This is a genomic window from Duncaniella muricolitica (genome assembly GCF_910574735.1).
Taxonomy (GTDB): domain Bacteria; phylum Bacteroidota; class Bacteroidia; order Bacteroidales; family Muribaculaceae; genus Duncaniella; species Duncaniella muricolitica.
Window position 1 is genome coordinate 1 of sequence record NZ_CAJTCF010000048.1, and the last position, 17,985, is coordinate 17,985.

14 protein-coding genes are annotated in these 17,985 nt (G+C 51.3%); 10 read left to right on the top strand and 4 right to left on the bottom strand.

The genetic code is table 11. From position 1 onward, the window contains the following. Window positions 1-12: 12 nt before the first annotated feature. The 4 genes from QGT73_RS11045 (at window position 13) to QGT73_RS11060 (ending at window position 4,989) form a co-directional block, all read left to right on the top strand. Window positions 13-1,113, top strand: a complete 1,101-nt coding sequence (locus tag QGT73_RS11045) for an ROK family protein (protein ID WP_280122487.1) — start codon at window positions 13-15, stop codon at window positions 1,111-1,113. Window positions 1,114-1,332: 219 nt separating this feature from the next. After that, window positions 1,333-2,112, top strand: a complete 780-nt coding sequence (locus tag QGT73_RS11050) for an alpha/beta fold hydrolase (protein WP_280122469.1) — start codon at window positions 1,333-1,335, stop codon at window positions 2,110-2,112. A gap of 31 nt (window positions 2,113-2,143) precedes the next feature. Further along, on the top strand, window positions 2,144-3,727 hold the full coding sequence (locus QGT73_RS11055; protein ID WP_280122470.1) for a UDP-N-acetylmuramoyl-tripeptide--D-alanyl-D-alanine ligase: 1,584 nt from the start codon (window positions 2,144-2,146) through the stop codon (window positions 3,725-3,727). Between the two features lie 86 nt (window positions 3,728-3,813). Then, window positions 3,814-4,989 carry a D-alanine--D-alanine ligase family protein gene (locus QGT73_RS11060; RefSeq protein ID WP_280122471.1) on the top strand — a complete coding sequence of 392 codons (1,176 nt, stop codon included), beginning with the start codon at window positions 3,814-3,816 and terminating at the stop codon, window positions 4,987-4,989. A 30-nt stretch (window positions 4,990-5,019) separates the two neighbouring features. Here QGT73_RS11060 and rlmH read toward each other — a convergent pair whose 3' ends face one another. Continuing rightward, on the bottom strand, window positions 5,020-5,493 hold the full coding sequence (rlmH, locus tag QGT73_RS11065) for a 23S rRNA (pseudouridine(1915)-N(3))-methyltransferase RlmH (protein ID WP_123616919.1): 474 nt from the start codon (window positions 5,491-5,493) through the stop codon (window positions 5,020-5,022). A gap of 21 nt (window positions 5,494-5,514) precedes the next feature. On the opposite strand from rlmH, the gene nadC reads away from it, so the two are divergent. Both nadC and QGT73_RS11075 read left to right on the top strand, forming a co-directional pair. Next, window positions 5,515-6,363: a carboxylating nicotinate-nucleotide diphosphorylase gene (gene nadC / locus QGT73_RS11070; RefSeq protein ID WP_280122472.1), complete on the top strand. Its 849-nt coding sequence runs from the start codon at window positions 5,515-5,517 to the stop codon at window positions 6,361-6,363. A gap of 350 nt (window positions 6,364-6,713) precedes the next feature. Beyond that, window positions 6,714-7,691 (top strand): alpha/beta hydrolase, encoded by a 978-nt coding sequence (locus QGT73_RS11075; protein WP_280122473.1) that lies wholly within the window; start codon window positions 6,714-6,716, stop codon window positions 7,689-7,691. A gap of 67 nt (window positions 7,692-7,758) precedes the next feature. On the opposite strand, the gene ligA is transcribed toward QGT73_RS11075, so the two are convergent. The 3 genes from ligA to QGT73_RS11090 form a co-directional block, all read right to left on the bottom strand. Then, window positions 7,759-9,774, bottom strand: a complete 2,016-nt coding sequence (gene ligA / locus QGT73_RS11080) for an NAD-dependent DNA ligase LigA (protein ID WP_280122474.1) — start codon at window positions 9,772-9,774, stop codon at window positions 7,759-7,761. 127 nt (window positions 9,775-9,901) lie between these two features. After that, window positions 9,902-11,422: a glutamine synthetase family protein gene (locus tag QGT73_RS11085; RefSeq protein ID WP_425278398.1), complete on the bottom strand. Its 1,521-nt coding sequence runs from the start codon at window positions 11,420-11,422 to the stop codon at window positions 9,902-9,904. A gap of 5 nt (window positions 11,423-11,427) precedes the next feature. Then, window positions 11,428-11,979 carry a NanQ anomerase/TabA/YiaL family protein gene (locus QGT73_RS11090; RefSeq protein ID WP_280122475.1) on the bottom strand — a complete coding sequence of 184 codons (552 nt, stop codon included), beginning with the start codon at window positions 11,977-11,979 and terminating at the stop codon, window positions 11,428-11,430. 564 nt (window positions 11,980-12,543) lie between these two features. Here QGT73_RS11090 and QGT73_RS11095 point away from each other — a divergent pair. The 4 genes from QGT73_RS11095 (at window position 12,544) to QGT73_RS11110 (ending at window position 17,956) form a co-directional block, all read left to right on the top strand. Further along, window positions 12,544-13,125, top strand: a complete 582-nt coding sequence (locus QGT73_RS11095; protein ID WP_123616924.1) for a DUF3575 domain-containing protein — start codon at window positions 12,544-12,546, stop codon at window positions 13,123-13,125. A 16-nt stretch (window positions 13,126-13,141) separates the two neighbouring features. Continuing rightward, a complete protein-coding gene (locus QGT73_RS11100; RefSeq protein WP_280122476.1) occupies window positions 13,142-14,617 on the top strand; it encodes a DUF3868 domain-containing protein in 1,476 nt (491 codons plus the stop codon). 216 nt (window positions 14,618-14,833) lie between these two features. Then, complete coding sequence (locus tag QGT73_RS11105) at window positions 14,834-16,672, top strand: Mfa1 family fimbria major subunit (RefSeq protein WP_280122477.1); 1,839 nt, start codon at window positions 14,834-14,836, stop codon at window positions 16,670-16,672. 237 nt (window positions 16,673-16,909) lie between these two features. Then, entirely contained in the window at window positions 16,910-17,956 is a 1,047-nt protein-coding gene (locus QGT73_RS11110; RefSeq protein WP_280122478.1) for a FimB/Mfa2 family fimbrial subunit, read from the top strand. Window positions 17,957-17,985 lie beyond the last annotated feature (29 nt).

A 17,985-nucleotide genomic window follows, 5' to 3' on the forward strand; every position in this document is an offset into this window, starting at 1 on the left:
ATTAAAATTTATATGTATATACACGATAACCGAATCGTAATCACACTTGACGCCGGTGGCACCAATCTTGTGTTTGGAGCCATGCGCGGATGTGAATATATCACCGAGCCTGTGACCTATCCCTCCAATGCCCATGACCTCGACCTATGTCTCGACACTATGGTCAAGGGATTTCGTGAAGTAATAGATTCGCTCGATGAGAAACCGGTGGCCATAAGTTTTGCTTTCCCCGGCCCGGCCGACTATCCCAACGGCATTATCGGCGGATATCTGCCCAACTTTCCTTCGTTTCGCGAAGGTGTGGCCCTCGGCCCGTTTCTTCAGAACGAGTTAGGCCTGCCGGTGTTTATCAATAACGACGGTGACCTTTTTGCCTATGGCGAGGCTCTGTGTGGTGCGCTTCCGGATGTTAACAAACGTCTGGCCGAGGCCGGCAGTTCGCGCAGATATAAAAACATGCTCGGCTATACTTTCGGCACCGGCTTTGGCATCGGTATGGTAATCAACGGTGAGCTCAATCGCGGAGATAATTCATGTGTGGAGACTTTCTGTCTGCCTCACAAGACCAAGGAGGGGATTATCACCGAGGAGGGAGTCTCGGTGCGAGCTATCAAACGTGTTTATGCCGAGGCCTCCGGCGACTTTTCCCACAGCTATGAACCCAAGGAAATCTGCGAGATAGCCGACGGCAAGCGTGAGGGCAATGTCGATGCCGCCAAGAAGGCATTTGCCGAGTTTGGCGAGACCGCCGGTCATGCCATGGCCATAGCGGCTCAACTCGTGGACGGCATTATAGTGATAGGCGGAGGCATCACAGCCGCCCGTCATCATATACTCCCCTCGCTGCTTGAAGTATTGCGCTCGAGCTATGTCACACTCGGGGGTGACAAGGTGAAACGTGTGCAGATGGAGGTGCTTGACCTCGACAATCCGGCCGAATTTGAGACCTTTGTACGGGGCAACAAACGTTCGCTCACTGTGCGCGGCACCAACCTCACTGTCGAGTATGATGACATGAAGCGCATCGGTGTCACGTTCTCCCGCCTCGGAGCCAGTCGTGCCATCTCGGCCGGAGCCTATGCCTTCGCGCTATCTCAGCTCGACAAGGCCTGATAAAATTAAGAGCCTCAAAAGGACAAAAGAAACATAAGTTTTTTAGCTTAACATGTGTTATATCCGTCATATGACATGTGAAAAGTAAAAAACTTATGTTTCTTTTGTCCTTTTGAATCTTTTGTGTCCAATCTCTGTTTGCATAACGCTGAAGAATTTTATAATTTTGTACGTTATTTTTAAGGCGCGTCGCCAATCGGTGCGCCATGCGTTATATAAATGGACAAGGACATTACTATCCGCGGCTTGCAGTTGCACTACACCGACAATGGTGACGGCCAACGCGTCATAATCCTCATGCATGGATGGGGATGCGACCATTCCACGCTTGCATCGGTCGAGCGTACAGCCTTGCAGGCCGGCTACAGGGTTATAAATGTCGACTTTCCGGGTTTCGGCCGGTCGCAGGAGCCGGCCGAAGTGTGGGGTGTCGATGACTATACCCGCCTGATGGAGCAGTTTATCTCTACTCTCGGCATAAAACGACCCACGCTTCTCGGACATTCGTTCGGCGGACGTGTGGGCATACTTTACGCCTCGCGTCACGATGACGTCGAGGCCTTGATACTTGTTGATGCTGCCGGCATCAAGCCTCACCGCACGCTGAAATATTATTGGAAAGTCTATACTTTCAAGGCAATGAAGCGGCTGATGTATCTTGTGTATGGCCGCGAGGAGGCCGAGCGGCGACTTGACGCCCGTCGAGCCAATGCCGGCTCAAGCGACTATGCCTCGGCTTCGCCTATGATGCGTCGCATACTCTCGCGAGTAGTCAATGAGGATCTTACCGACAGGCTCGCGCTCATCAAGGCTCCCACGCTTCTGGTGTGGGGCGAAAATGACACGGCTACACCGATTGCCGACGCTCGTAAAATGGAGCGACTGATACCCGGGGCCGGGCTCGTGTCGTTTGCGGGATGCGGCCATTACAGTTTTCTTGACAATCCCGGACAGTTTGCCGCGGTGCTCCGCAGTTTTCTCGACTCGCTAAAAAAATAATTTTATCACCATATACATTCAAAATTAAGGAATGATACTAAGTATACTTGCCACGCTTCTGGCCGTATGGTGTTACGTCGTCGAGTTTCGCCGTGACCTCATGATGCTTCAGCAAAATTCTTATCGCAACGAACGTTATAACCGTTGGCTGCATGCATCGCAGGACACCACTTCGGTGATGCGCCTGGTGAGCGGGGCCGTAGTGCTCGCGTCAATGTCGACACTTTCGGTGCCTTTTGTGGGAATGATTCTTATCACTGTTGTGTCGCTGGTCAACATCGTGACACTCTCGCGACGTAAATATAAGAAACCGCTTGTGATGACGCAGCGTGCATGGCGCATACTTTTGACCATGCTTGTGCTCTCGTTTGTCGTTGTGGTGCCGGCTGCTGTCATCGGTCTGCGCGTCGGCCACGCATTGGAGTATGCCGCTATAGCCGCTCTTCTTGTCTATTGTTTCTCTCATTTGTTTGCCTTTGCGGCCAACTGGCTGTTGCGTCCGGTCGAGAAACATATCAATGACCGTTATTATCGCGATGCCGAGCGAATACTCCGTTCCATGCCCGACCTTAAGATTGTCGGCATTACAGGCAGCTATGGCAAGACAAGTACCAAACATTATCTCAACCGTATACTCTCCGAGCACTTTGATGTGATGATGACTCCCGGCAGTTACAACACGACAATGGGTGTAATTCGTACTGTGCGCGAATATCTCAAGCCTTACAACGAAGTGTTTATAGTCGAAATGGGGGCCAAGCAGATCGGTGATATAAAGGAGATATGCGACCTGGTGCACCCCACGGTCGGCATCGTCACAGCCGTCGGCGAGCAGCATCTCGAGTCGTTCGGCTCGATTGAGAATGTGCAGCGCACCAAGTTTGAACTCGTTGACGCTCTCCCTTCCGACGGCCTTGCTGTGGTCAACGATGATTTCCCCTACGTAGCCTCGCGCTGGGTCGACAATGTGGAGTGTGTGCGTTATGCAGTATCGTCTGTCGACAATGCCGGATATATCGCTACAGACATCACTTATTCACCTTCGGGCACCCATTTTACAGTCAAAGGCCCCGACGGGCTTGCCGAGGAGTTTGACACTCGTCTGGTGGGTGAGTGCAATGTGAGCAATCTGCTTGCTGCAATCATCGTAGCCTTGCGCCTTGGCGTGCCTGTCGACAAGATACGTTATGCAGTGTCGCGTATCGACCAGGTGGAGCACCGCCTGAGCATGAAGCGTACGCCGGGAGGCGTTACCATTATCGACGATGCGTTCAATTCCAATCCCACCGGTTCGCGTATGGCTCTTGACGTGCTTGCCATGATGACCGGAGGCCGACGTATCATCGTGACCCCTGGTATGATAGAGCTTGGGGAACGTCAGGAAGAACTCAACCGTGAGTTTGGCCGAAAGATTGCCGTGTCGGCAGATATTGCCATCGTGGTCGGCGAATACAACCGTGATGCCATAGTCTCCGGCATAGAGTCGGTTGAGACGCGCACTGCCGAGGTGCATACAGTAGCAACGTTTGCCGAGTCACAACGCCTTCTCTCCGGCATGTTGCGTGCAGGTGACACCGTGCTCTACGAGAACGACCTGCCTGATACGTTCAAGTAATCGAGGACTAAGAGTGTAAAGTTAAAGTATAGGTCGGAGAGGAGATAATATCTCGTCCCGACCTTCAAAAAAACAATATAATAAAGATGAAAACCAACATCGGAGTATTTTTCGGAGGACGCTCCACCGAACATGAGATTTCCGTAATATCGGCTTCGCAGGCCATGCATGCCATCAACCGCGAGAAGTATGACGTGACACCTATATATATATCCAAGCAGGGGCGTTTCTATACAGGCGACGCGCTTTTTGATGTTGCCAACTATCGCGATATCCCAGCATTGCTAGCCAAGTGCACGCAGGTGTATATGGAACCATCTTATGGTGACTACAACCTCTATCGTGTCAAGAAGCCCATGTTTGGCTCGGCTGTGCTTACCACTCTTGATGTGGTTATCCCCGTGCTTCACGGCTCTAATGTCGAAGATGGCATCTTTGAGGGTGTGCTCGAGACCATCGGCATCCCCTATGCCGGATGCAATACGCTCGCAAGTGCCAATGGCATGGACAAAATCACAATGAAGATGATACTTCGCGAGTGTGGAGTGCCGGTGATTGACTATGTATGGTTTACTGACAAAGAGTGGTTTAAAAAACGTGATGAAATCATCGCAAAAATCGAGGATAAAATCGGCTATCCCGTCATTGTAAAGCCCGCCAATCTTGGTTCGAGCGTTGGCATAGGTCGTGCAGCCGACCGCCGTCAGCTCATAGACAAGATAGAAGAGGCTGAGAAATATTCTTCCCGCCTGATTGTAGAACATATGGTTGACAATCTCAAGGAAATCAACTGCTCGGTACTTGGTGACTGCGACGAATATCAGGCTTCGGTGCTTGAGGAGCCCATCAAGAGTGCCGAAATCCTGTCATACGAGGATAAATACATGGGTGGTACCAAGGGCGCGAAAGGCATGCAGGCCTCACAAAAGCGTATCCCTGCCGATCTGCCCAAAGAGATGACCGAACGCATACAGTTTCTTGCCGGCGAGACATTCCGTGTGCTCGGATGTCATGGTGTGAGCCGCATCGACTTTATTATAGACGATGACACCCAAGAGATATTTGTCAATGAAATCAACACCATTCCCGGCTCGCTGTCATTTTATCTCTGGGAGGCTACAGGCCTGAAGTTTGACCAACTGATGGACCGTCTCGTCAAGCTCGCCCTGAAACGCAGCCGCGAACAGGGTCAGAAGACTGTGAGCTATGACCAGAATATCTTCTCTCTATCAGGTGGAGTAAAAGGCGGCAAGCTTAAATGAACCGGTTGACAGGTATTTTTAAAATGCCTGTCAATCATGATGGTATGGCTCGCCGCGGAGAATTGTCATGGCTCGATACACCTGCTCGGTGAAAAACAGTCTCACCATCTCGTGGGTAAATGTCATGCGTGAGAGCGATAGTTTGCTGTCGGCTCTGCCATACACCTCCTGCGAGAAGCCGTAAGGGCCTCCGATTACAAATACAAGTCGTTTCAGACCCTGATTCATGCGGCTGTCAATCATCGAGGCAAATTCGCGCGAAGTCATCTCACGACCGCGTTCGTCGAGCAGACACACATGGTCGCCGGGTTGCAGCATACTCATGATGCCGGCACCTTCGCGCTGTTTCTGCATCTCCTCGGTGAGCCCGCGGGTCGACTTCAGGTCGGGCACAGTTAATATCTCCATAGGAGCGTATCGGTTGATACGCTTCACAAACTCGCCTATGGCATCAGCAATATATTTTGTGGATGTCTTACCCACAGTTATCAATACGATTTTCACAACGCAAAGATACGAATAAAAATGAAAACAAAAGACCAACTTATCGACGACCTTCTCACTCTCGCATTTGCTGAGGATGTAGGTGACGGTGATCACACCACACTCAGCACCATTCCCGACACTGAGCGCGGCACTCAGCGTCTCATCATCAAGGAGGAGGGCATCCTCGCCGGAGTGGAGATGGCCCGCAAGGTGTTTGAGAAATTCGACCCCGAACTCAAGATGACCGTGTATATCAACGACGGAGCTCATGTAAAGCCCGGCGATGTGGCCTTTGAGGTAGAGGGTAAGGTGCGCTCGCTTCTGCAGACCGAGCGCGTGATGCTCAACATCATGCAGCGCATGAGCGGTATAGCTACCGTAACCGACAAATATCAGCAGCGTCTCGAGGGACTGAAGACCAAGGTGCTTGATACGCGTAAGACCACCCCGGGACTTCGTATGCTTGAGAAGGAGGCTGTGCGCATAGGCGGAGGTTGCAACCATCGCATAGGTCTTTTTGACATGATACTTATCAAGGACAATCATGTAGACTTTGCCGGAGGCATCACTCAGGCTGTCAATGCGGCCAAAGAGTATTGCAAGGCCAAGGGTAAAGATCTCAAGATTGAAGTGGAAGTGCGAAATACAGATGAAATCAATGAGGCTCTCGCAGCCGGAGTCGACCGCATCATGCTCGACAATTTCACGCCCGAACGCACCCGCGAGGCTGTGAAGCTCATCAACGGACGTACAGAGGTCGAGTCGTCAGGTGGTATTACCATCGATACACTCCGAGCTTATGGCGAGTGTGGCGTCGACTTCATATCGGTCGGTGCGCTCACACATTCGGTCAAAGGTCTTGACATGAGCTTCAAGGCTGTCAAATAATTGTTTGAGATGCTTCGATGAAACAACAGCCCCCGGCGGTAGGTATGCTATCTCCGGGGGCTTGCATTCTTCGTACTTAACGTCGTGGATGAATGCCGGTGGTATAAAAAATTATACCCAATAAATGTGCTTCTATATTAAGTTGTAGGATGTAAATGCGTTTTTATGTATACAACTTTATTGATTTGGAAATAATATATTATTAAGTTTGGTCATTGCAAATATACAATAAAAATTACCCCCCCCCAAATAATTAACGCTTGTTTGCAAAATCCGGGCAAGATGAAATGTATTTTAACTTTTTATCAGATGCCGGTTGAGCAAAACACGCGCACCGATTGTTTAGATGTATGATGAAGAAGACTGATGTTAACACCCTGTCGCCTTACGTCTGGATGCCCGACATGCTTGGCGACGGTTATGAGATGACATATGTGGCGCACCCCGATGATTACAGCGGACCGGTGCGCAGCACCGTCATACGCAAGATTGCCAAGCCGTCCAATGGGCTGTCGATAGTCTATGTGCACGGATTCAGCGACTATTTCTTTCAGAAAGAGATGGCCGATATGTTTGTCGGTCATGGCTATAGCTTTTATGCCGTAGACTTGCGTAAATACGGTCGTTCGCTTATGCCCGGCCAGCACATGTTTCAGGTAAGAGACCTGCACGAATATTTTGCTGACATAAACGCCTGTATAGAAGTGACACTGGCTGACGGCATGGCATCGGTCGTGCTGCTCGGTCACTCCACCGGCGGTCTCACGGCCTCGCTCTATATGTCGGAATCGCCGTCCGATAAGGTGAGAGGTCTGATGCTCAACAGCCCGTTTCTTGACTGGAATCTGCCCGGATGGATGAAAAGTTTTGCCATACCCGCTGTCAGCGCGTTGGGTCGGTTAGTGCCCCGTCTGCCGGTAAAACAGGCTCCTGACGACGGTTATGCGCGTTCGCTTCTGGCCAACTTTGACGGAGAGTGGACATATCGCCGCGATTGGAAACCCGATGTGCTTCCCGATCCGGACGCAGGGTGGGTGAGAGCCATTCACCGGGCTCAGATGCAATTGCGCCACCGCGCAATAAAAGTGCCGGTATTGTTAATGCACTCGGCTGAATCGGTGCGACATGGTGATCCGAAGGAGAGATACAATTGTGCTGATGCCATACTCGATGTGTCATCAATATCGCGTTATGGCCGCATGCTCGGACCGGATGTGACCGAAGTCAGCTTTGCCGGAGGTCTGCATGATCTCGTACTCTCACGTCCGTCTGTGCGCCGTCAGGTCTATGATACGATGCTTGACTGGATGAAAGATAGAATGATATAAGTAAGAAGGATACAAAACGGTATAAAAGTTCCGTTTTGTATCCTTCTTATTTATATGTTATGATAACTTATCCTCCTATCATTTCGAGAAATTGCTGCTCGTTTATGATAGGTATGCCGAGTTTGCTTGCTTTTTCAAGTTTTGACGGTCCCATATTGTCTCCGGCCAGCACATAATCGGTCTTTTTGGATATGGAACCGACATTTTTACCGCCATTTTTTTCAATTAGGGCCTTGTACTCCTCACGCGAATGGAGGCTGAACACACCGCTTATCACAATGCTTTTCCCGGCCAGCAGGTCGGTATGATCCGAGAGGTCTTCCTCGGGAAGTGACATCTGTACACCTGCAGCGCGCAGACGCTCCACCAGTTTGAGATTGGGCTCATAGGCGAAAAATTCGATTATTGAGTCGGCTATACGCGGGCCAACATCATCAAGTGCCACAAGCTCTTCGCGGCTCATAGTCATCAGATTGTCGATGCTTCTGACTGCACGGGCAATCTTGCGCGAGACTGTCTCGCCTACAAACGGGATTGACAGAGCGTAGAGCACTCGGTCAAAAGGCACGTTCTTTGAAGCCTCCACACCGTCCACGATGCGTTGAGCCGTGCGCGGACCGACTCTTTCAAGAGCCTCGAGGGGTGGGGTGGTGAGTGTGTAGAAATCGGCTATATCCTTGACAAGACCTGCATCATACAGCAGTGAGCAGTTCTCGTCACCGACACCTTCGATGTCCATCATGTGGCGGCCGACATAGTGTTCAAGCCTGCCTATAATCTGCGGACGGCAACCATATTTGTTGGTGCATATCCACGCGGCTTCGCCCGGCATGCGTGTCAGAGGCTGTTCGCATGAGGGGCATGTCTTCACAAACTCCACCGGTCCGCTTCCGGGCTCACGCTTGCTTACCTCCACACCTGTGATTTTAGGAATGATTTCGCCGCCTTTTTCTACATAAAGCATGTCATGCTGATGTATATCAAGCGATTTCACGATGTCCTCGTTATGAAGCGACGCGCGTTTCACGACTGTGCCCGACAGCAATACCGGCTCGAGATTGGCCACAGGTGTGATGACACCCATGCGTCCCACCTCAAATGACACCTCGACAAGACGTGTCAGCGCGCGTTCGGCGGCAAACTTGTAGGCTATGGCCCAGCGTGGTGATTTAGCCGTGTAGCCGAGGTTGAGCTGCTGACGCAGATTATTGACTTTGAACACAAGCCCGTCCGTGGCCACCGGCAGGTTACGACGCTCCACGTCCCAGCGGTTGATGAAATCGTCGACCTCAGCCGCGCTGTGGAGCAGTGTCATGACTTCACTGACCTTAAATCCCCATTGGCGCGCCTTGAGCATATTTTCATAATGGTTGTCGGCCGGCAGGGAGTCGGACAGCAGGTAGTAGAAATAGGCATCAAGCCCGCGGCGTGACACTTCGGCCGCACTCAGCATCTTGAGTGTGCCCGAGGCTGCGTTGCGAGGATTGGCAAAGAGCGGTTCCTCGTTAAAAGCCCTCTCTTCGTTCAGCCGGTCAAACTCTTTCCATGGCATCACTATCTCGCCTCTGATTTCAAACGATTCAGGCCAGTCGCCATCGGCAAGCACAAGCGGGATGCTTTTGATGGTCTTGACATTTGATGTCACATCGTCGCCTTTCTCGCCGTCGCCTCGCGTCACGGCTCTTACCAGACGTCCATGCTCATAGGTGAGCGAGATGCTTGTGCCGTCATACTTCATTTCACCGACAATGGGCACCGACAGGAGTCCGCCCGAATTTCCCAAAGTATCGTTGCATCGCTCCACCCACTCGTCGACTTCGGCAGGCGAATACGTATTTCCGAGCGAGAGCATAGGGCGGGCATGCACTACTTGAGTGAATCCGTTGGTCAGGTCGGAACCTACGCGCCGGCTTGGCGACAGAGGGTCGTCGAGTTGTGGATTCTCAAGCTCGAGAGCCTCGAGTTCTTTCATGAGCATGTCATATTCGCGGTCGGAAATTTCCGGGTTATTCTCCACATAGTAGAGACGGTTGTGGCGGTTGAGCTGATCACGCAGCTCCCCGATGCGTTGTTCTGGGGTCATTGTGGCGGTAGTGTTTTGCTAATGGGTGTTAATTCAAAAAAAGGACACAAGGACTGATGATGTCTGTCCGGGATATATCACTTGTGTCCTTTTTTATGAATCGGGGGTGTTATTCAGTTTGTGATGCTTACCCGCAGTGGAAATACTCCTTGACGAGTGATTTCACTTCTTCGGGATTATCTTTGAGATATTGGGCGAGATTGCGGTCGTTATAAGCACGGAGCTTGCTGACGGCTGCGTCAATCATCGAGGGCGAGAATACACCGCGGGCCTCGAAATATTCACGCATCTCCTCGAGCTTGTCGGCCGACTCCACGCAACAGGTAGGCAGAGTGGTGAGGCGGGCGAGACGTGAGGCATTGTCGGCGGCGTGTATGTTGACGTCGACAGATGTATCCTTGGCCACCTCAAGAGCGTCGTCCATCTCAAAGCCGATGCGAGCGGCCACACACAACGACGCTATCAGTGCATAGACATCGGCCGAGCAGTCGGGCGAACGCATCTCGAAAGTCTGCTTGCCGTAGGTCTCGATGCCACAAGGGTCACCGGGGTTGGTCTGCACACACATGTCCTTGCCCGAAGTCCAGCCGAGAGGCACGCGCACAAGCACCGAGCGATTGCGGTCGCCCCAGCACACGGCAGTCGGAGCCTCCTGATGAGGCACGAGGCGCAGATAGGAGGTGGGGTTGCAGTTGCCGAACGCAGTGATGGCCGGGGCCATTTTCATGAGTCCGGCGATGGCGCGCTTGGCGTCGTCACTGAGAGTGCGTTCGGCTGTCTGGGTGACATTTTTGCCGTCTTTCATCAGGCGCATGTGTATGTGGAATCCTGAACCGGCCTTGCCGACAGAGATTTTGGGCGCGAAAGTTACTTCAAGACCGTGTATAGAGGCCAGATTGCGTATCACCCATTTGGCGAGCATAAGATGATCGGCCGAGCTGAGTGCCGGTCCCGGGAGAAATTCTATCTCGTTTTGCTCGTAAATCATGCCGCCGAGTGTGAAGTTGCCCACTTCGGAGTGACCATACTTGATGTGCGCGCCGAGCGAAGCAATGGTGTGCATGGCCTGAACACGGAAGTCGTTAAACTTGGCAAACGGGGCCGACTCGTGATAGCCTTTCTGGTCTGTTGCGGGAAACGAGCCGGGGTCCGGGGCTATGACGTAATATTCGAGTTCGCCCATACATTCAAACTCCATGCCTGTCACCTCGGTAAACTCCTTGCAGGCGCGGGCCAGCACTCCGCGTGAGTCACTATCCATCGGATTGCCGTCCTTGTCAAAGAAGTTGCAGAGCAGCGAGAGGGTGGGGAGCGGAGCGAACGGATCGATGAAAGCTGTAGAGTAGCGCGGGATCACATACAGGTCGCTGCGCGAAGCTTCGATGAAGGGAAACAGGCTCGAACCGTCCACACGCTCGCCGGTCGAGAGTATGGTCTCAAGATATTCGAGTGAGTTGACCACAAAGTTAAGAGTCTTGAGACGGCCATCTGCTGCGGGATACATAAAGTTGACCATCTCGATGTCGTTGTCGCGTATATACTCTATGAGGTCGCTGCGGGTCCAGCCCTGCGGGTCACCGAGGGCGCGTACGAGCGGATTGCGGCTCATGGCAAAACGACGGTCGGGGGTGTTGCTGTTGGTGTCCATGACTGTTAGCCTTTGAAGTATTCGATTTTGCCTACGGCTTTGCGGCTGGGCACGGCGGGGTCGGAAGCGGCCACTGAGGGCTGGTGCATGTCGCATGGGAAGTAGAGGAAGAAGCGGTCAGGTGATGCAGGCGAGTACGTGATCTCCTCGTCGGTGGTGTAATTGGTCTTGTCCTTCACGGGATCATAGTCACCGGTGGGGATTACATGACCGGCCACGCCCATAAGCTCTTTGCCTTCAAATGTATACTGAAGGTCGATGAAGTCCTTATGAGACTCTATCTTGGTGGATTGTGCGTCTTTAGGTGTATATTCGAGAATGTTGACCCACACGCGACCCTCTTCAATCACATGTTTGCCGGCAGGCAGGGTGGAGAGGTCGGTGTCACGCAGGAAGGTGAAAAGTTTGTCCCACAGCTCCTTGTTGGCTGCATACTGTGTGGCAAATTCCATGGCGTTGACCGAGGCGTCGGCGTTGACGTCCCAGCCGTTGGCCCATTCGCGGCTTTCTACCCAGGCCTGCGCCTTGGCAGGTGTGAGTTGTTTTTCGTTTGTCATGATACCTTATTAATATATATGTTACATTGGCTCGAAAGGAGCCGTCATTGATGATTTAACAACGCAAATGTACTCAAATATTCGCAGAAAAAAAATTAATAAATGTTGACTGTGTGATTAGTTGAAAAATTTGATGCGATTCTGCCTGTTTGTGCAAATATTTTACCCCAAAATATTGCATATGTCGGAGAATGTGTGTAATTTTGCTCACATAAATAGAATAGTGCTATAACTTGGATTCCGCTATAAGAGTTTCCACCTGACTATATAATTGCCATCTCTCATAAGTAAAATAATGGTCACATACAGCTTTATAGCTAACAGATTACAGCTTGCGAATACCGAAAGGGGAGTAGAGAATTTACCCCCCCCAATTCCGCATTTAATCTGCTGACCGTTAGGGTGTTAGGTCTTATATCATCAAACATTTGCTCCAATCTCATTCCGCAGGTAAACGTCAGCCCTGTCGGCTCTCATGTATACAATAGTCTGCGGGCACGAAGCCTGTCAGGCTCAAAGGTCGCCACAGATATTGCGGCTTGTCGAACCAATTATGGAAGTTCTATGAAAATCAAGTGCTTGTTAACGCTGTTTTTATGTCTGCTCACATGCCGGGCCGCACATTCCCAGGATGTGGCCGTCAAGACTAATCTTCTTGATGATGTTACTCTTACACTTAATGGTGGGGTAGAGGTCAAGACCGCACCAAAGTGGACAGTCGATCTTAGTGGCAATCTTAACGCCTGGACTGTAGATAATCGTCGGTGGAAACACTGGCTTGTGCAGCCCGAGGCCCGTTATTGGTTTTGCGACGCTTTCTCTGGGCACTTTGTCGGCGGGCACCTGCTTGGAGGCCAGTATAACTGGGGCAATCTCAATCTGCCATTCAAATTCCTCGGCACAGATTTTAGCGAACTGAAAGACTACCGTCACCAGGGCTGGATGGCGGGAGCCGGTGTGGTCTACGGTTACTCCTGGATCATCAACCGTCACTGGAATATTGAGGCCGTGATAGGACTCGGATGGGTCTACACTCGTTATGATGTTTACGAGTGTGCCGACTGCGGCAAGAAAGTAAAGTCGCGTCAGCCCCACAATTATGTAGGCCCAACCAAGGTGGCTATTGACTTAGTATACACATTCTGACCTCCCGCTTACAGCTATGAAACATAATAATATCATACGTTTGCTTGCCGGTATGCTGCTCGCTACGGCCACCCAGGCCATACTTGCCGCCGACGGACATCTTCTTAAAGTGACCGATATAAATATTGATCGTCTTGGCGCGGACGGCAACCGTCTTGCGGTGGCTGTTACTATTGATCCGCGTTCGGTCGATCCGGGACGCGACCGCGAGGTGGTGTTCACACCTCTTATTATATCGGTAGCCGGCACCGACACTGTAGCTCTCGACCCGATACGTGTGGCCGGACGCAACCGTTACTTCTCTCATTTGCGCAACAAAGACTTGGCTGCCGGCGTGAAACTCTATCGTGCCGGCTCGGGCGAACTCATCGACTATCGTCGCGAAGTGACATTCCTGCCCTGGATGGAGCATTGCCGCATAGAGATAAAGGAGCAGATTGGACACTGCTGCGACCCTATACTCCCCGCCGGAGATACTCCGCTGGCAGAGATAGATTATACTCAACCACCTTTCACGCCCAATCCTCGCTTTGTCGACCTTACGGGTGATGCGGCTGTGGAGCGTGTAGCCGAGGGAAGCGCATATATCGACTTTATTGTCAACCGCACGGAGATACGCCCCACCTATCGACGCAACACAGTCGAGCTGGCCAAGATTATCGAGAGTATAGACCTCGTGAAAAACGACCCTGACGCTGTGATAACACGCGTGACCATCAAGGGTTTCGCTTCGCCCGAAGGCTCTTACACCAACAATGTGCGTCTCGCTATGGGTCGTACGCAGTCTCTCAAGGAGTATGTGCGCGAGCACTACAATTTTGATCCCGCCATCATGAGCACCGATTATGAGCCTGAGGACTGGGAGGGACTGCGCCGCCGCATGAGTGACCTCGAGATGTCCAACAAGACCGAAATTCTCGGTATAATCGACTCTGACATGGAGCCCGATCCCAAGAATGCCGAGATACAGCGTCGCTATCCGCGCGAATATAAGTTCCTGCTCGACAGCATATATCCCGCACTGCGTCATTCCGATTATACTGTCAAATATCGCATAAAGACTTATGTTGACATTGACGAACTCAAGCGCATCTTCTCGCAGGACCCCTCCAAACTGCGACCCGTCGACTTTCAGCGCATAGCAGCGACCTATCCCGTAGGTTCGTCCGACTATGAGAACGTTTATCTCAAAGCATCGGAGATATATCCCCTCGATCCCGAGGCAGCCCTCAATGCCGCCAATATATATATGAAGCGCGGAGAGCTCGCCAAGGCTACAGATCGACTGCGCTTTGCGGGCGACCGTTCCGAGGCCGTCTATTCGAGGGCCACATTGGCCGCTCTCAACGGCGACCTAAATCGGGCGCGTGAACTCTTCAGCCTTTCGGCCGCCGAGGGATTCGGTCCGGCCGCCGATGAAGTAAAGCGTGTCGACGAGATACTTCACCGCACCAAGGTGACCTATCTGATCACCCCGACTCCGGCACAGTAAGATTACTCTATTATATATTGAGTGGGCCATGGGCCCGCAATGAAGTGATGCGGTTGACACATGGCCGCAACACATCTTATCCTCGCTCCTTCCGATAGCAACGGCTTTTCTACACACCACACATAGCATAAAACACATACATACTATCTTTCAATAATTTAACTAACGAATCCAATAAAAATCATTAATTTATAAAACAGTTTTTATAGAAAAGCTATGAACAAAACAAGTAAACTTTTCATGGGTGTAGCCTCGCTCGCCATGCTTGCTGCATGTTCCGACGACGCTCCCGTGGTAGACGGTGGCAACACCGGTGTGGTACCCGGCGATGGTACAACCGCTTACATGTCAGTGGTTCTCTCAGCTCCCGGCGACTTTGGCCGTTCGACTGACTTCGAGGATGGTGATGACAAGACCGATGCTCTTAAGCCCGGTGATGAGCACGCCATCAAAAATGCCAAATTCTTCTTCTTTGATGAGAATGGCAACTTCGTGCTCAATGCCAAGCTCATGACCCCCGACTTCGGAGAGTCTACACAAAAGCCTAACATCGAGTGGGAATCAAAGTCAAATGTGCTTGTACTTGAGGATATGACCGCCAACAACTATCCCTCCTACATGCTCACTGTCCTCAATATGGATGATTTTGAGGCTGAACCTACCCTTCAGGCTACTGCCGAGAAGCTTGTCAGCTCTGCCTATACTCTTAATGACGGCAAATATGACAACTTTGTAATGTCCACATCAAGCTATGACCGTGGTGCAGATCAGCTTACTGCGTCTAAGTATGCTGTCAACAAGCTTGAGACCAAAAACTTTGCTACTACTCCTGACCTTGCTCTCGCTACGGGCACTCCTGTAGAGGTATATGTAGAGCGTCTTGCAGCCAAAGTTGAACTCGCTGTAAACGCTACATCGACCACCTATACAGAGAATGGCGTGGAGCACACTATCTATAAGCTCAACCAGACAGTAGCAGGCGAGGGCAACGACAATAACGAGCCCATAAACGGTGACCAGACTGCCAATACTGAAATCTATCTCGAAGTGCTTGGCTGGAGTCTTAATGCTACTGCCACACAGTCACACATGTCTAAGCAACTCAAGGACGAATGGTTCACAACCGCTCCTTTTGCCGCATGGGAAAATGCCCGCTACTTCCGCAGCTATTGGGCTTATTCATATCCCTACACTCTCGGAACGGACTGTGAATCAACTCTCAACTATGTAAAGTACACTGAGATCAATGCCGACGGTCTTTCTCCCAAGCTCGGTTCTGATTATCCCCAGTACTGCATGGAGAACACTAACGCCCCTGCAAACATACTTGACTTTGCAAGTGGTCTGAATACCACTACCAAGAAATATGGCGTATATAACTCGCGTGTGACACACGCTGTGCTCAATACTCGTCTTTGCGACAAGAATGGTAAAAGCATTTCGGCCCTCAATATGCGTGGTGTGCTCTTCACCGAGGCTGCACTCAAGAGCTATGCTCTCAACGCCCTCAAGAATGCCGGTAAGCTCAACTACTACATCTATACCGGTTCTGCTTCCAATGAAGATAAGACTGAGATTAAGAACTATCGTGGCGTTGATGTCAATGACATCAAGTTTGTAGGAATCGAAGGCTCTATCGGTGGAGCAAAATTCGCATATGCAGGTGAACAGCTCTATAAGAAGGTAGTGGAAGAGGACGGTGCGACCAAGATGGTAGAGACCGATTCCGAGCAACTCGTAGTTGACCTCAATGCCCTTGCCGATGCCCGTGACATAGAGTGGTACAACACCCGCAACATCTACTATATACCTGTTGAGCACAACGCTTCTAACTCTGCTACCGACAATAGTGCAGAAGGTTACTATGGTGTTGTCCGCAACCACTGGTACAAGATTGAGATTAACTCGTTCAGCAAGGTGGGCCACGGTGTGTATGATCCCGATGACACTACTATCGAAATCAAGCCCGGTAAGCCTGATGACCCCCTCTACTATCTCGGTGCACGCATCAACGTACTCTCTTGGCGTGTTATCAACCAGAGCGTAGACCTCTAATCTTTTTTGAATTAAAGTTTTAACAGTTCTCTCATATTTTTCAGGAGCCGGGGCGGTAGCCTTCCCGGTCTTCCCGCCCCCGGCTCCTATCTTTTTTCTCGCCTCACTCTCTCGTCAGAAGCCGCACAACATCTCTCTTCCATCACACCCCAAAATTGCAACAACAAGCTCCTGCCACGACAGGAGACATCATATATCCGCAACATAACCATCCACCCATCGCAAAGACCAAGCAAGATGAAACTGTTCAATCGTCTTTACTCCATAACCGCACTTCTCGCTTCTGCGTTCGTCTTTACAGGCTGCAACGGCCTCATATATGACGACGAGGGCGACTGCGATCCTTACTACAAGGTCAAGTTTGTCTACGACACCAACCTCAAGTTTACCGACGCATTCCCCGCCGAGGTTTTTGAGGTGACACTCTATGTGGTAGACCCCGCAACTGGCCGTGTGGTGTGGCAGAAACATGAGTCGGGCGACGCTTTGCGACGCGACGGCTATCTGATGGACGTCGACATAGATCCGGGCCGCTATACTCTGCTCGCATGGTGTGGCGAAGGCCACCGCTCGTCGTTCAGTGTGGTTGATACCGACATACACACTGATTTGCGTTGCCGTCTTTCCGACCGTCAGATACTCGATTCAGGCCACGAATCGTCATCCGAGCTCCGCCGTCTTTATCACGGCAAGAGCGACAATGTGGAGTTTGAGGACGAGCAGGGTACCCACGTCAAGACAGTGCGTCTCATCAAAGACACCAACACCGTCCATATCGTGCTCCAGCACCTCTCGGGCGAGAATATTGACCATCGCGACTACTCCTTCACCATTGAGGGCGACAACGGACATATGGACTATGACAACTCACTTATCTACAATCCCGCCGAGCGGCTCACCTATCGTCCTTATGACGTATATTCCGGTACTGCCGGCATCTATCTTCCAGGTGATGAGAACCGAGCCGCTGTGGTCGATGTGAGTGCGGCCGTGGCCCATTTCTCCGTGAGCCGTCTCATGGAGGACAAGCGCAAGGAGGACGTCTTTGTGAAAATCTACAACAAGGACGGCGAAAAGATAGTCCAGGTGCCGTTTATCGACTATGCTCTTCTCGTCAAAGGCAAATATAAACGCCCCGACGGCACACCGCTCACCGATCAGGAATATCTTGACTATCAGGATGATTATTCCATGGTGTTTTTCCTTGACGAGCACAACCGCTGGCAAAACACCCACATATATATCAACTCCTGGCGTGTGATACTCCAGAATACTGACATCTGATTGGAGAACCGAAACTCTGAGATGCTTCC